Source organism: Pseudomonas sp. A214, assembly GCF_900156295.1.
Taxonomy (GTDB): domain Bacteria; phylum Pseudomonadota; class Gammaproteobacteria; order Pseudomonadales; family Pseudomonadaceae; genus Aquipseudomonas; species Aquipseudomonas rhizophila.
In genome coordinates, this window is record NZ_LT707062.1 from 3,644,260 (window position 1) to 3,658,948 (window position 14,689).

At 61.3% G+C, this 14,689-nt stretch carries 7 protein-coding genes; 3 read left to right on the forward strand and 4 right to left on the reverse strand.

The features are described 5' to 3' along the window. Nucleotides 1–39: 39 nt before the first annotated feature. Nucleotides 40–4,908, forward strand: coding sequence for an NAD-glutamate dehydrogenase (locus BW979_RS16325; RefSeq protein ID WP_047225807.1), 4,869 nt, complete (start codon nt 40–42; stop codon nt 4,906–4,908). 191 nt (nt 4,909–5,099) lie between these two features. Here BW979_RS16325 and BW979_RS16330 read toward each other — a convergent pair whose 3' ends face one another. The 3 genes from BW979_RS16330 to pdxR form a co-directional block, all read right to left on the reverse strand. After that, entirely contained in the window at nt 5,100–5,504 is a 405-nt protein-coding gene (locus tag BW979_RS16330) for a cupin domain-containing protein (protein ID WP_076384467.1), read from the reverse strand. Between the two features lie 139 nt (nt 5,505–5,643). Further along, on the reverse strand, nt 5,644–5,925 hold the full coding sequence (locus BW979_RS16335) for an antibiotic biosynthesis monooxygenase family protein (RefSeq protein ID WP_047225809.1): 282 nt from the start codon (nt 5,923–5,925) through the stop codon (nt 5,644–5,646). Nucleotides 5,926–6,048: 123 nt separating this feature from the next. Next, complete coding sequence (pdxR, locus tag BW979_RS16340; RefSeq protein WP_076384469.1) at nt 6,049–7,482, reverse strand: MocR-like pyridoxine biosynthesis transcription factor PdxR; 1,434 nt, start codon at nt 7,480–7,482, stop codon at nt 6,049–6,051. A gap of 205 nt (nt 7,483–7,687) precedes the next feature. Here pdxR and BW979_RS16345 point away from each other — a divergent pair, with 205 nt between their 5' ends. After that, nucleotides 7,688–8,128, forward strand: coding sequence for a carboxymuconolactone decarboxylase family protein (locus tag BW979_RS16345; RefSeq protein WP_076384471.1), 441 nt, complete (start codon nt 7,688–7,690; stop codon nt 8,126–8,128). A gap of 25 nt (nt 8,129–8,153) precedes the next feature. On the opposite strand, the gene BW979_RS16350 is transcribed toward BW979_RS16345, so the two are convergent. Then, a complete protein-coding gene (locus tag BW979_RS16350; protein WP_076384473.1) occupies nt 8,154–13,766 on the reverse strand; it encodes a putative Ig domain-containing protein in 5,613 nt (1,870 codons plus the stop codon). A gap of 392 nt (nt 13,767–14,158) precedes the next feature. Between BW979_RS16350 and BW979_RS16355 the strand changes: the two genes are divergently transcribed. Continuing rightward, nucleotides 14,159–14,602 (forward strand): CopD family copper resistance protein, encoded by a 444-nt coding sequence (locus tag BW979_RS16355; protein ID WP_047225813.1) that lies wholly within the window; start codon nt 14,159–14,161, stop codon nt 14,600–14,602. Nucleotides 14,603–14,689: the final 87 nt, after the last annotated feature.

Genomic DNA, 14,689 nt, shown 5'->3' on the forward strand with positions numbered 1-14,689 from the left:
ACGCTTCCATCAATAACAAGCCCAAGCGGAGTACCACAGATGGCGTTCTTCACCGCAGCCAGCAAAGCCGACTTCCAGCACCAACTGCAAGCGGCACTGGCGCAGCACATCAGTGAACAGGCACTGCCACAAGTGGCGCTGTTCGCTGAACAATTCTTCGGCATCATTTCCCTCGATGAACTTACCCAGCGCCGGTTGTCCGACCTCGCCGGCTGCACCCTGTCTGCCTGGCGCCTGCTTGAGCGCTTCGATCATGCGCAGCCGCAGGTCCGCGTCTACAACCCGGATTACGAACGCCACGGTTGGCAGTCGACCCATACGGCAGTGGAAGTGTTGCACCACGACCTGCCATTTCTGGTGGATTCGGTCCGCACCGAACTGAACCGTCGCGGTTACAGCATCCATACTCTGCAAACCACTGTGTTGAGCGTGCGTCGCGGCAACAAGGGCGAGTTGCTGGAGATCCTGCCCAAAGGCACCCAGGGCGATGGCATTCTCCAAGAATCCCTGATGTATCTTGAAATCGACCGCTGCGCCAACGCCGCCGAACTCAACGTCCTGAGCAAGGAACTTGAGCAGGTGCTGGGCGAAGTGCGCGTGGCGGTGGCTGATTTCGAGCCGATGAAAGCCAAGGTCCAGGATATTCTGTCCAGCCTGGACAACAGCGCCTATGCCATCGATGCCGACGAAAAAGGTGAAATCAAGAGTTTCCTGGAATGGCTGGTGGGTAACCACTTCACCTTCCTTGGCTATGAAGAGTTCGTGGTTCGTGATGACCCTGATGGCGGCCATATCGAATACGACGCCGATTCGTTCCTCGGCCTGACCAAACTGTTGCGTGCCGGCCTCACGGTCGATGACCTGCGCATTGAAGACTACGCCGTCAATTACCTGCGTGAACCGACCCCGCTGTCGTTCGCCAAGGCCGCACACCCGAGCCGTGTACACCGTCCGGCTTACCCGGACTACGTATCGATCCGTGAGATCGACGCCGATGGCAAGGTCATCAAGGAATGCCGCTTCATGGGCCTGTACACCTCGTCGGTGTATGGCGAAAGCGTGCGCGTCATCCCTTACATCCGTCGCAAGGTCGAGGAAATCGAACGTCGCTCGGGCTTCCAGGCCAAGGCGCACCTGGGCAAGGAACTGGCCCAGGTGGTCGAAGTGCTGCCCCGCGACGATCTGTTCCAGACCCCGGTGGACGAGCTGTTCAGCACCGTGATGTCCATCGTGCAGATCCAGGAACGCAACAAGATCCGCGTATTCCTGCGCAAAGACCCGTATGGCCGTTTCTGCTACTGCCTGGCCTACGTGCCGCGCGACATCTATTCCACCGAAGTGCGCCAGAAGATCCAGCAAGTGCTGATGGAGCGTCTGAAAGCCTCGGACTGCGAGTTCTGGACCTTCTTCTCCGAATCCGTGCTGGCCCGTGTACAGCTGATCCTGCGGGTAGACCCGAAGAACCGTCTCGACATCGACCCGGTCTTGCTGGAAAAGGAAGTGGTGCAGGCCTGCCGCAGCTGGAAGGACGACTACGCCAGTCTGGTGATCGAAAGCTTCGGCGAAGCCCATGGCACCAACGTGCTGTCCGATTTCCCGAAAGGCTTCCCGGCCGGCTACCGCGAGCGTTTTGCCGCGCACTCGGCCGTGGTCGACATGCAGCACCTGCTGAGCCTGAACGAAAAAAATCCGCTGGTCATGAGCTTCTACCAGCCGCTGGGCCAGGTGTCCGGCCAGCGCGAGCTGCACTGCAAGCTGTATCACGCCGACACGCCGCTGGCGCTGTCCGACGTCCTGCCGATCCTGGAAAACCTCGGCCTGCGCGTGCTGGGCGAGTTCCCGTACCGCCTGCGCCACACCAATGGCCGCGAGTTCTGGATTCATGATTTCGCGTTCACCGCCGCCGAAGGCCTGGACCTGGACATCCAGCAGCTCAACGACACCTTGCAGGACGCCTTCGTCCACATCGTGCGTGGCGATGCCGAGAACGATGCATTCAACCGCCTGGTGCTGACCGCCGGCCTGCCATGGCGCGACGTGGCGCTGTTGCGTGCCTACGCCCGTTACCTGAAGCAGATCCGCCTGGGCTTCGACCTGGGTTACATCGCCAGTACCCTGAACAACCACACCGACATCGCTCGTGAACTGACCCGGTTGTTCAAGACCCGCTTCTACCTGGCGCGCAAACTCAGCGGCGACGACCTGGAAGACAAGCAGTTGCGTCTGGAACAGGCGATCCTCACGGCACTGGACGACGTTCAGGTGCTCAACGAAGACCGCATCCTGCGTCGCTACCTGGACCTGATCAAGGCCACCCTGCGGACCAACTTCTACCAGACCGACGCCAACGGGCAGAACAAGTCCTACTTCAGCTTCAAGTTCAACCCGCACCTGATCCCGGAACTGCCGAAACCGGTGCCCAAGTTCGAGATCTTCGTGTATTCGCCTCGGGTCGAAGGCGTGCACCTGCGCTTCGGTAACGTTGCTCGCGGTGGCCTGCGCTGGTCCGACCGTGAAGAAGACTACCGCACCGAAGTGCTGGGTCTGGTCAAGGCCCAGCAAGTGAAGAACTCGGTGATCGTGCCAGTCGGCGCCAAAGGTGGTTTCCTGCCGCGACGCCTGCCGCTGGGTGGTGGCCGGGACGAGATCGCCGCCGAAGGCGTGGCGTGCTATCGCATCTTCATTTCCGGCCTGTTGGACATCACCGACAACCTCAAGGAAGGCGCACTGGTTCCGCCGACCAATGTTGTGCGTCATGACGACGATGACCCGTACCTGGTAGTGGCTGCGGACAAAGGCACTGCAACCTTCTCCGACATCGCCAACGGCATCGCCATCGACTACGGCTTCTGGCTCGGCGATGCGTTCGCTTCCGGCGGTTCTGCCGGCTACGACCACAAGAAAATGGGCATTACCGCCAAGGGCGCGTGGGTCGGCGTACAGCGTCACTTCCGTGAGCGCGGTATCAATGTCCAGGAAGACAGCATCACCGTGGTGGGCGTTGGCGACATGGCCGGCGACGTGTTCGGTAACGGTCTGTTGATGTCTGACAAGTTGCAACTGGTGGCAGCCTTCAACCACCTGCACATCTTCATCGACCCGAACCCGGAGCCTGCCAGCAGCTTCGCCGAGCGCAAGCGTCTGTTCGACCTGCCGCGTTCGGCCTGGACCGACTACGACACCAGCATCATGTCCGAAGGCGGCGGTATCTTCTCGCGTAGCGCCAAGAGCATCGCCATCTCGCCACAGATGAAAGAACGCTTCGACATCAAGGCCGACAAACTGACCCCGACCGAGCTGCTCAACGCCTTGCTCAAGGCGCCGGTGGATCTGTTGTGGAACGGCGGTATCGGCACTTACGTCAAGGCCAGCAGCGAAAGCCACGCCGATGTGGGCGACAAGGCCAACGATGCGCTGCGCGTGAACGGCAACGAACTGCGCTGCAAAGTGGTGGGCGAGGGTGGCAACCTGGGCATGACTCAACTGGGTCGTGTCGAGTTCGGCCTGCATGGCGGTGCCACCAACACCGACTTCATCGACAACGCCGGTGGTGTGGACTGCTCCGACCACGAAGTGAACATCAAGATCCTGCTCAACGAAGTGGTGCAGGCCGGCGACATGACCGAGAAGCAACGTAACCAGTTGCTTGGAAGCATGACCGACGAAGTCGGTGGCCTGGTGTTGGGCAACAACTACAAGCAGACCCAGGCCCTGTCCCTGGCGGCACGCCGGGCATTCGTGCGCATTGCCGAATACAAGCGCCTGATGAACGATCTGGAGGCACGAGGCAAGCTGGATCGCGCCATCGAGTTCCTGCCGGCCGAAGAGCAACTGGCTGAACGCGTCGCGGCGGGCCAAGGCCTGACCCGTGCCGAACTGTCGGTGCTGATCTCCTACAGCAAGATCGACCTCAAGGAAGCGCTGCTCAACTCCCAGGTGCCGGATGACGACTACCTGACCCGTGACATGGAGACCGCGTTCCCGCCGACACTGGTGAGCAAGTTCTCCGAAGCCATGCGTCGCCATCGCCTCAAGCGCGAGATCGTCAGCACCCAGATCGCCAACGACCTGGTCAACCACATGGGCATCACCTTCGTTCAACGGCTCAAAGAGTCCACCGGCATGAGCCCGGCGAACGTGGCTGGCGCTTACGTGATCGTGCGGGACATCTTCCATCTCCCGCACTGGTTCCGTCAGATTGAAGCCCTGGATCACCAGGTGTCGGCTGACGTGCAACTGGAGCTGATGGACGAGCTGATGCGCCTGGGTCGTCGTGCGACGCGCTGGTTCCTGCGCAGCCGCCGCAACGAGCAGAACGCTGCCCGTGACGTTGCTCACTTCGGTCCGCACCTGGCGGCGCTGGGCCTCAAGCTCGACGAACTGCTGGAAGGCCCGACCCGCGAAGGCTGGCAGACCCGCTACCAGGCCTACGTAGCAGCCGGCGTGCCGGAACTGCTGGCGCGCATGGTTGCAGGCACTACGCACCTGTACACCTTGCTGCCGATCATCGAAGCGTCCGATGTCACTGGCCAGAACGCCGCCGATGTGGCCAAGGCCTACTTCGCCGTGGGCAGTGCCCTGGACATCACCTGGTACTTGCAACAGATCAGCGCGCTGCCGGTGGAAAACAACTGGCAGGCCCTGGCCCGTGAAGCGTTCCGCGATGACGTCGACTGGCAGCAACGGGCGATCACCATTTCGGTCCTGCAGCAGGGCGACGGCACCCAGGAGGTGGAAACACGCCTGGCGCTGTGGCTGGAGCAGCATCACGACATGGTCGAGCGCTGGCGCGCCATGCTGGTGGACATCCGTGCCGCCAGTGGCACGGACTACGCCATGTACGCGGTCGCCAACCGCGAACTGCTGGACCTGGCGTTGAGTGGTCAACCGGTCCTGCCGGCCAACTGATCCGGCGTTGAATGAAAAAGCCCCGCATTGAGAGATGCGGGGCTTTTTTGCGTTTGTAATACGCGATTGGTTGGAGCGCAGAGCCCCTGTGGGAGCGAGCCTGCTCGCGATGGCGTTTGACCCGCGACATTGATGTTGACTGACACCCAGCTATCGCGAGCAGGCTCGCTCCCACAGGGGGCTCAAAGGTGTTAGTTCTTCAGCGGAATCAACACCGCCTCATCCTTGCCCATCACCATGAACACCAAAAGTTTCGCCGGCTCGGTCGAGCTGGCGTTTTTCGAAACCAGATGCTCGGAACCCGCGGCTTCGTACCAGAACTCCCCGGCCTTGTAGGTGGTCGCCGGCTCGCCTTTGACCTGGGAGGTGATGGCGCCTTCCAGCACATAGGCCATGGCCGTTCCTTCATGTTTGTGGGCTGCGGACGACTGGCCGGGAGCGTAGTCGACGGTCAGCATCATGGCTTTTTTACCGGGCAGGTTCTTCAGCATCTTCTCCTGCAGCACGTTGACCTTTTCCGAGGGGGCGGTTTCGTGGGCATAGACCGGGGCCAGAGGCAGCAGACTGAGGGTGGCGATCAGGCAGAGGGTTTTCATGGCAATGACCTTCGTGGGTTTGAGTGAGTTCGCGCTGTGGCAGCGATGGATTCACCCTAAGCCCCACGGAGGGGCAAACAAACGTCCAATCTTTCGGAAGGCGGGTAGACCAATGCCGCGATCCACCCCAAGACAAAGGTCAGCGGTTGAAGTCCACGCTTCGAGCCAGACGGTTGTCGATCAGGCCGATGAACCCTTGCACTTCAGGGCAGTTGAAATGGGCTTGCATCGCCGCTTCCGATTGCCAGCGGGCGCTGACGGTCCAGCGGTCACCGTCGTCCGGGCAACGGTCGACCATGTAGGCATCGCACCCCGGTTGTGCACGCAGGGTTTCGACGATTTGCTGCAACTGGCGGCCCAGTTCTTCCGAGCGCCCGGCGGCGGCTTGGACCTGTACGGTATTGATCACCTGGCGAGTCATGGTTCTGGCTCCTGAATCAAGTCGGACGGGATTGGCTCGACAATCAACGAGACCCCTGCAGGATAGGCCTGTATTTACGAGGCTAAAACAGCCAATGGGCGGATAAATGTCCAGTCCAATGGCTCAGGCGACCTGCTGCAAAATGTCCCGCAAACGGTCCAGGGCGGTGTCGATGTCGAGGATTTCGATGGCGCCAAAACCGAAGAACAGACCCGGCCGCACCGGGGCGTCGTTGAAAAAGCCATCGAGGCGGTACAGCCCGACTTCGGCTTTTTTCGCCAGTTCGATCACCAGTGCCAGATCGATGGGCACCTTGCACAGCACGGCCAGGTGGAAGCCTGCGGTGGTGGGAACCGCCTCGAACCAGGGCGACAGGTCCCCAGCCATGCGCGCCAGGATTCGCTCGCGGCGGCCGGCATACAGCGTGTGGCAGCGGCGGATGTGCTTGAGCAGGCAGCCCTCGGCGATGAACTTGGCCAGTGCCCACTGGGGCAGGGTGGAGGTGTGTTGATCGGTGAGGCGCTTGGCCAGGATCACCGCTTCGAGGATCGCCGGTGGCAGGATCGCGTAACCGAGGCGCAGCTCCGGCAACAGCGTTTTCGAGAAGGTGCCGACGTAGGCCACGATCCCGCGGTCGTCCATACTTTGCAGTGAGTCGGCCGGCCGGCCTTCGTAACGAAATTCGCTGTCGTAATCATCCTCGATGATGATTGCCCCCAACTCGTAGGCCCGCGCCAGCAAGGCCTCGCGGCGGGCCTGGCTCATGGGCATGCCCAAGGGAAACTGGTGGGACGGCGTCACATAAATCAGGCTTGTGCCGTCGGGAATGAGGTCCACCCGCATGCCCTGGTCATCCACCGGTATACCGACCACCGTGGCGCCGTGGGAGCCAAACAGCAGGCGTGCTGGTGGATAGCCCGGGTCCTCCATGGCCACCAGGCTGCCCGACCGGGTCAAGACCCGCGAGATCAGATCCAGGGCCTGTTGTGCGCCGTTGCACACCACCACGTCATCGTCCTGACAATTGACCCCGCGGGAAAACGCAATATGCCGGGCAATGGCATTGCGCAGCGCCGGCAAACCCTCGGGCTGGCTGTAGAAGCCCTTGGCGCTGGCGATCTGGCGCAAGGCGTGGGCGGTACAACGTCGCCAGTCGTCCAGGGGAAACTGGCCTTTGCCGGTGGCGCCGCCGATGAAGTCATAACGCAGCGCACCTTCAAGGGTGGGATGGCGCATCAGGTCCGGCATGTTGCGCCAGGTCTCGACGACATCGGCGCCGGCCAGCTCGCGGTGGCTTTGTTTGCGCACGATTGGGGCCGGGCGCGCATTGACATAGGTGCCCTTGCCAATGATGCCGGTGAGAAAGTTTTCGTAGGTCAGTTGGGCGTAGGTGTCGGACACGGTCTTGCGTGAGACGCCCAGTTGTTCAGCGAGCAAGCGGCTGGGCGGCAGTTGCGTGCCGGCGGCCAGGCGACCACTTTCGATGGCACTGCGCAGTTGTTGATACAACTGGCCCGCCAGGTCTTTGCGGCCGTTGATGACAACATGAAGTTCCATACCCGCGCGCTCCTGGGCGATTGTGTGGCGCTAGCCCGCAAAGGCGCAAGATTAACCGCATTGTGCGTATGCATAGAAGTTGCGTGGAGAAAATCGCGCTGATTGGTCTGCTATGAACTGGTCCGGTTTTTTTCGACACATTGGATCTGTCGCGCAGCGTGCTCACGGCCTACCGTGGAGATACCGATCAGCACGGAATTGCGCCATGAGCCAGCGTCTGGATTACTACAGTGCGTCCCCAGGGGCGATGAAAGCCATGATTGGCCTTGAGGCGCTAAGCAGTCGCCTGAGTATAGAGCCGGGATTGCTGCATCTGATCAAGATCCGTGCCTCGCAGCTTAACGGCTGTGCGTTTTGCACCGACATGCATTCGGTGGATGCGCGTCGCCTGGGTGAGAGCGAGCGGCGCCTGTTCGCCGTGGCGGTGTGGCGCGACAGTGGCTTTTTCACCCCCCGCGAACGCGCCGCCCTGGCTTGGACCGAGGCGGTAACGCTGTTGGCCGAAAGCCAGGTGCCGGATGAGGTCTTTGCCCAGGCCCGCGCCGTGTTCAGCGAGGAGGAACTGGTCGACCTCACGCTGGCGATCAGCACCATCAACAGCTGGAACCGGCTGGCGGTGAGTTTCCGCCAGAGCCCCGGTTCCTGATGGTTGATCGATCTGCCTGCTCCCGTCAGGCCGTGAAGTCGCTGGCATGCAGCTCCTTGACCCCCACCAGTTCGAATTCGAACTCGGCGCTGGCGTCGGCATTTACACTGCCGTAGAGGATGCCATCGGCAAAGCGCAGTTGACCGGTGGCATCGGCGCTAAAGGCATTGCTGCCAATGAACGTGAAGGTGTCGATCTCGGCGGTCAGCGGATTGGCGTCCAACCCGGTGAAGTCCAGTTGGTCGAACTCGGTGCTCTTGAAGCCGCTGATGACATCGCGTAGCGCCCCGATGCCCATGTCCGACAGTGCTTCGAATGCATATGTGTCTGCACCCGTACCGCCGCTCAGGCTGTCAGTGCCTGCGCCGCCGATCAACCGGTCATCGCCCGAGCCACCCACCAGCGTATCGTTGCCCGCCCCACCGTTGAGCACGTTGGCGCCGCTGTTACCCGTCAGGTTGTCGGCGTAGGCACTGCCGGTCAGGTTCTCGACATACTTGAAGGTGTCAAGGCCCGAACCCACGGTGTTCTGTTGCGCGGAGGTGGACAGGGTGGCCGTGACACCGGCCATGGCCCGTTCGAACGAGACCGTGTCATTGCCATCACGGCCGTCCAGCACGTTGTTGCCGGCCCCGGCAAACAGTATGTTGTCCAACGCATTACCGGTGCCATTAGCGGCGTCGGGGGTATCAATGTACAGGTTTTCGACGTTGTTGTTGAGCGTATAGGCCGTCAAGCTGCTGTGCACGCTGTCGATCCCGCCAGACACCGGGTTGCTGTTGGTCTCGATCACGGTATCGCCGGTGTTGTCGACATAGTAAGTGTCGTTGCCATCGCCCCCGCTCATGCTGTCGGCCCCGGCGGCGCCATCAAGCACGTTGTTGGCGGCGTTCCCGGTGATGAAATTGCGCCGTTCATTGCCGGTGCCGTTGATGTCCGATACGCCGGTGAGCACCAGATTCTCCAGGTTATCGCCCAACGTCCAACTCACCGAGGCCTGCACCGTGTCGATCTGTGCGGTCGAGGTGTTGCTTTCCACCACGCTGTCGAACGCGTTGTCGACCACATAGATGTCGTTGCCGTCGCCGCCGGTCAAGCTGTCGGCGCCCAGGTCTCCGTCCAGGGTGTCGTTGCCCGAGCTGCCCACCAGCGTATCTGCCTGGTCGGTACCGGAAATCATCCCGCCTTCGTTCTGGGCATCGTCGAATATGTCCTGCACAATGTTGTTGTCATCAGGATTGCCCTGGAAACCCAGGTCATCGGCGATGTAATCGGCCAGGCGCTGGCCGACGATTTCCGCCGATTCCTCGTGCAAGTGCCAGACGTCGTCGGGATACACCAGTGGGTCGACTTCGTAGCGCAAGGGCAGATCGGTGTAGTCCACGGCCAGTTTCACGTCCGCGCGCTCGGCGGCGATGGCCTCCTGGGTGGCGCGGACATAACCGACACCTTCGACAATGTCGGCGATCTTTTCTTCTGAATAGCCACGGGCACGCGCCGCGTCCTGTTGGTAGTGCCCGGTCTCCATAAGGTAGACGTTGAAACTGCCGAACTGGGCGTGCAGGTAATCAAACACGGCCAGCGTTGCGGTCTTGTAGGCCGCCGCCGCAGCTTCCTTGTCGGAGGCGCGGGCGATTTCCTGGGCCGCTTCCTCGCCTTGGCCCCAAACAATGCCCATGGTGACGTTGTCGATGGCCCTGAGCTCGGCAAGCTGATCCTGCAACAACGCCACGGCGCGCAACAGCGCAGGCCCCGGTTGGTTGGTGTCGGTCAGCCACCAGCACAACTTGAGCTCCTCGGCGCCCAGGGTCGACAGGCCATTGACCGTACTGCCACCCACCGCGATGTCGATGCCATTGCCGTCGGCATCCTCGAACTGACTGCGTACGTCATAAGAGGTGTACCTGTTCAGGTCATTGACCAGCATCGACGTACCGGACTGATCATCGTCCTCAGTCATGCGCAGCAGGCGCGCATTGGACTGGCCGAGGGTTGGCAGGTAGAGGATGTCCTGCTGGGCGCGCTCGCCGAACACGAAGTCATCGGCGGTCAGGGTGTTGAGGTAGTTACCGCTGAGGGCGATTTCGAAGCGATTGCCGTCGGCATCCGCTTCGCTGGATTTGACATAGGTCTTGTCGCCGGCCGAGTTGAGGGTCATGTACAGCGTGCCGTTGCTGCCATTGCCGAGGCCGAGATAGCCCAGGCCGGAGACGTCGATCTTGTCGACGCCCACGGTGAAGTCATAGATCGTGTCCGTGGCCGTGACCCCGCCGGTGTCGTAGTCGCGGTAGCTGTCGAGCACGTTGGTGTAGCGGAAGGTGTCGGCACCGTCGCCACCGTACAACGCGTCGCGACCGGCGCCACCATCGACAATGTCCGCGCCAGTGCCGGCCCTGATCGTGTCGTTGCCGCCCAGGCCGAGGATCAAGTCCGCGCCCGCGGTGCCAGTGAGGGATTCGGCGTTGTTGGTTCCGGTGATGGTATTGGCCGGCGCATCGGCCACTGCCAGGGCGAAGCTGTCGCTCACCGAGGCACCTGACGGATCGGTGGCCTTGACCAGTACGTTGTAGTTGCCTGCTGCCGTGCTGGTGGGTGTGCCAGCGAAAGTCAGATTGCTGGCATTGAAGCTCAGCCAGGCGGGCAGGGCACTGCCATCGGCCAAGGTGGCGGTGTAGGTCAGCACATCCTGATTGGCGTCGCTGAAGCTGTCGGAGGTCACGGTGTAGGTGAACGGCGTACTTTCGGTAGCGTTCTGGTCGAGCAGGGGGATAACCACCACGGGCGCCACATTGCTGGGGGTGTTCTCGTCGGCGAAGACGAAATGACTGGCGGTCAGGCTGCTGACCAGGTTACCCGCCAGCGACACTTCGAAACGGTTGCCGTTGGCATCGACCGTGAGGTCTTTGAGGTAGGTGCGGTTGGTCGAGCTGCTGTAGGTCACCAGCAGCGTGCCGCCCTGGCCATTGCCCAGACCGGTATAGCCGAGGGCCGATACATCGATCTTGTCGGCGGCCACGTCGAAATCGAGGATCTGGTCACTGGCGCTGGTGGAACTGGTGCGGTAGCTGTCGAGTTTGGAGGTATAGCGAAACACGTCGGCACCCGCGCCGCCGGTGAGTTTGTCCACGCCAGTGCCGCCCACCAGAATGTCGTTGCCAGCCCCGCCATTGAGGGTGTCGTTACCGGCGCCGCCATACAGTTGTTCGTTGGCCGCGGTACCGGTCAACGTGTCGTTGTTCGGCGTGCCATTGATCACGATGGGCGCGGCGGGCACGTCCTGCACCGCCAGGGTGAAGCTGTCGCTAACGGTGGCGTTGCTGCCGTCGGTCGCCGTGACCTGTATGGAATACGTGCCTGATGCTGTATCGGTTGGCGTGCCGCTGAATGTGCGGCTGGCGGCATCGAACACCAGCCAGCCGGGCAGGGCGCTGCCGTTGGCGAGGGTGGCGGTATAGCTGAGGCTGTCGTTGTCCGGGTCGGTAAAACTGGTGGCCGGCACCACGTAGCTGAACGGAGTGTTTTCGGTCGCATTCTGATCCAGCAACGGCGTGGCCAACACCGGTGCCTGATTGGTGGGCGAGGCGGTGGCGAAGATAAAATTGGCGCTGGTCAATGTGTCGAGGTAGTTACCCTCCAGCGCCACTTCGAAGCGGTTGCCATTGGCGTCGGCGGTCAGGGATTTGATGTAGGTCTTGGTCCCGGCGCTGTTGAGTACCACGTACACGGTGTCGTTCTTGCCGTCACCAAGGCCGGTGAAGCCCATGGCCGACAGATCGATCTTGTCGGCGCTGACATCGAAATCGGTGATCACATCGCCCAGGTTGACGCCGCCGGTGTTGTAGTTGCGGTAGCTGTCCAGACGGTTGGAAAACACAAAGGTATCGGCCCCGGTGCCACCGGTGAGGGTGTCCATGCCGGCCCCGCCGTCGAGCTTGTCGTCGCCCGCGCCACCACTGAGGCTGTCGTTGCCCGCCAGACCCAGCAGGGTGTCGGCCGAGTCACTGCCGATCAGCGAGTCACTGCCACTGGTGCCGGTGACCACCCGATTGAAGATGAAGTTGCTGGCGGTCAGGGTACTGGTCAGGTTGCCCGACAGAATCAGCTCGAAGCGATTGCCGCTGGCGTCGGCATCGTAATCCTTGATGTAGGTGCGGTCACTGCTGGCGCTGTAGCTGATCTGCAATGTGCCGCCACGGCCATTGCCCAGGCCGGTGAAGCCCAGGCCCGCGAGGTCGATCTTGTCCTGGGTAACGTCGAAATCAGTGATGGTGTCGTCGAAGCTGGTGGTGGCATTGCGGTAACTGTCGGACTGGCTGGCGAAGCGAAACGTATCGGCGCCGGTGCCGCCAGTCAGTCTGTCGATGCCCGCGCCACCCACCAGGATGTCGTCTCCCGCGCCGCCATTGATGGTGTCATTGCCGGCACCGCCGTAGAAAATCTCGTTGGCGGCGCTGCCCAGCAAGGTGTCGTTGCCGGCGGTACCTTGCACGGTGGTCACCGGTACCGTGGCGCTCACATAGCTGCCGTCGCCATAGACCAGCGTCGCGCCCTTGCTGGTGTGACTGATGGTGTTGGCGATGATCGCATTGCGGTCGGTGCCGTCTTCGTTGCGTTCGGCAACGCCGTAGGTCGACAGGTCGCTGCCACTGATGATGTTGCCCTGGATCAGGTTGTCGCTGCCGTTGAAGTAGCGACCGGACACGCCCAGGGTGTCGTCGTAGGACTGGATGATGATTTCCGGTACCGGATTGCCCAGGGAGTTGTTGTTGAGGGTGTTGTCGATGACTTCAACGTGGTTGCTGCCGTAGATGCGGATCCCGGCGCTGGCGTTGTCGTGGATGTCGACGCCGCTGACGGTGACGTCGCTGGACAGCTTGATCAGTACGCCTTCGCCGCCGTTGCCATACACCTCGCCGCCGGTGATGGTGATGTTGCTGGGGGAGGGGATGTCCTCGCTGCCGCGCTGCACCACGATACCGTTGCCGCCGTTGTTGTAGGCAACGTTATTGGTGAGGGTGAAGTCGTGGGTGCTGGTGACAACGTTGAAACCATGGCGGTCATTGTCGTAGGCGACGTTGTTTTCAAAGGTGCTGTCACTGAGGAAGTCAGCAACAAAACCGTCCAGGCCGTTGCCGTGGGACACGCTGTTCTTGATGACCATGTTGACGGTCTGCTCGTGGGGGTCGAAGCCGTACCCGGAGCAATCCATGATCTCGACGCTGTCGAGGGTGACGTTGGAGTCGTAGCCTTCTTCGCCGGGAATGTAGCCGTTGAACCAGCCGTCGATCTTGCCTGTGGTGTTGTCGCGGTTGCCGTCGATGGTGAGATGGCTGACGCCGAAATCGTGGGTTTCTTCACCGTAGGCCGAGCGGATGATGCCGGTGATCTTGGTGTCGGAGCCGTCGGCCACCTTGACGGTAGTTTCGCCCATGCCGTCGCCGTACAAATAGACGTTGCTCTTGAGCATCAGGCAACCGTCGGAGGGTTCCTCGCCGGCCGAAACGATGTAAGTCCCGGTCGGCATGTACACCTGCCCGCCGCCTGCGGCAGCCGCCGCATCAATGGCACTTTGTATTGCCGCCGTGTCGTCGGTGATGCCATCTCCTTTGGCGCCAAAATTTTGTACGTTGAAAATCATGAGCTTATCTCCGTATCGGGCTGGAACCACGGTAGAAGCCAATATTCCATCGGCGGCCACCGTGTTATGACCCGCAGGAGCGCAAAAGTTGTGACCGCATATCGGCAAAGCGTCAAAAAAACGAACGGGCTGATCAACGGTCGGAACGACTTCAGCAACAGATAACGTTCTGTTGACGCTTTTGGGTTCACACAACCCTTGTGGAAGCGAGCCTGCTCGCGATAGCGGTGTGTCAGTCGATGGGATGCAAGCCGAACGACGCTATCGCGAGCAGGCTCGCTCCCACAGGTGCGGTATCGGATTTCCTTGATTGGCATCAACCCCCAATCCGAAGCCGCGGGATAACCTCGACTAAACCATCGCCCGATGATTCAGGGGCGACCGAGGAGCCCATGAGCTATCCGCTATTCCTGACATTGCACCTGTTTGCCGCGCTGGTTTTCATTGGCACGGTGTTCTTCGAGGTGCTGTTCCTGGAGAGCATCCGCAAACAGCTGCCCGCCAAAGTCATGGTGCTGCTGGAACAGGGCATCAGCCGGCGTGCCCGGCAGTTGATGCCCTGGGTGTTGCTGACGCTGTTCGGTGCCGGCGCTGCCATGGTCTGGCTGCGGTACTGGCCGACGCTTTCCGCGCCATGGGAGTCTTCTTTCGGGTTGCTGCTGGGCCTGAAAATAGCCTTGGCGGGCAGCGTACTCGGGCATTTCCTCTGGGCCATGTGGCTGTTCAGAAGCGCCCGCATGAACGCCCGTTACGTGCAGATCATCCATACCAGCGTGTTCATTCATCTGCTGGCAATCGTGCTGTTGGCCAAGGGGATGTTTTACCTGACCTGGTGAGCGGTTGCGGGACGTATGCAAGGCGCTTGATACAGGTCAAGGCGACCCACCGGGACAAGTCCGACACTGTGCCTGCGCAGCCATTCG

Excerpts from the sequence above, each read along its gene's own strand:
- BW979_RS16355 (WP_047225813.1), top strand. The coding sequence starts at position 14,159 with ATGAGCTATCCGCTATTCCTGACATTGCACCTGTTTGCCGCGCTGGTT.
- BW979_RS16335 (WP_047225809.1), bottom strand. The coding sequence starts at position 5,925 with ATGACTCGCCAGGTGATCAATACCGTACAGGTCCAAGCCGCCGCCGGG.
- BW979_RS16345 (WP_076384471.1), top strand. The coding sequence starts at position 7,688 with ATGAGCCAGCGTCTGGATTACTACAGTGCGTCCCCAGGGGCGATGAAA.
- BW979_RS16325 (WP_047225807.1), top strand. The coding sequence starts at position 40 with ATGGCGTTCTTCACCGCAGCCAGCAAAGCCGACTTCCAGCACCAACTG.
- BW979_RS16350 (WP_076384473.1), bottom strand. The coding sequence starts at position 13,766 with ATGATTTTCAACGTACAAAATTTTGGCGCCAAAGGAGATGGCATCACC.
- BW979_RS16330 (WP_076384467.1), bottom strand. The coding sequence starts at position 5,504 with ATGAAAACCCTCTGCCTGATCGCCACCCTCAGTCTGCTGCCTCTGGCC.
- pdxR (WP_076384469.1), bottom strand. The coding sequence starts at position 7,482 with ATGGAACTTCATGTTGTCATCAACGGCCGCAAAGACCTGGCGGGCCAG.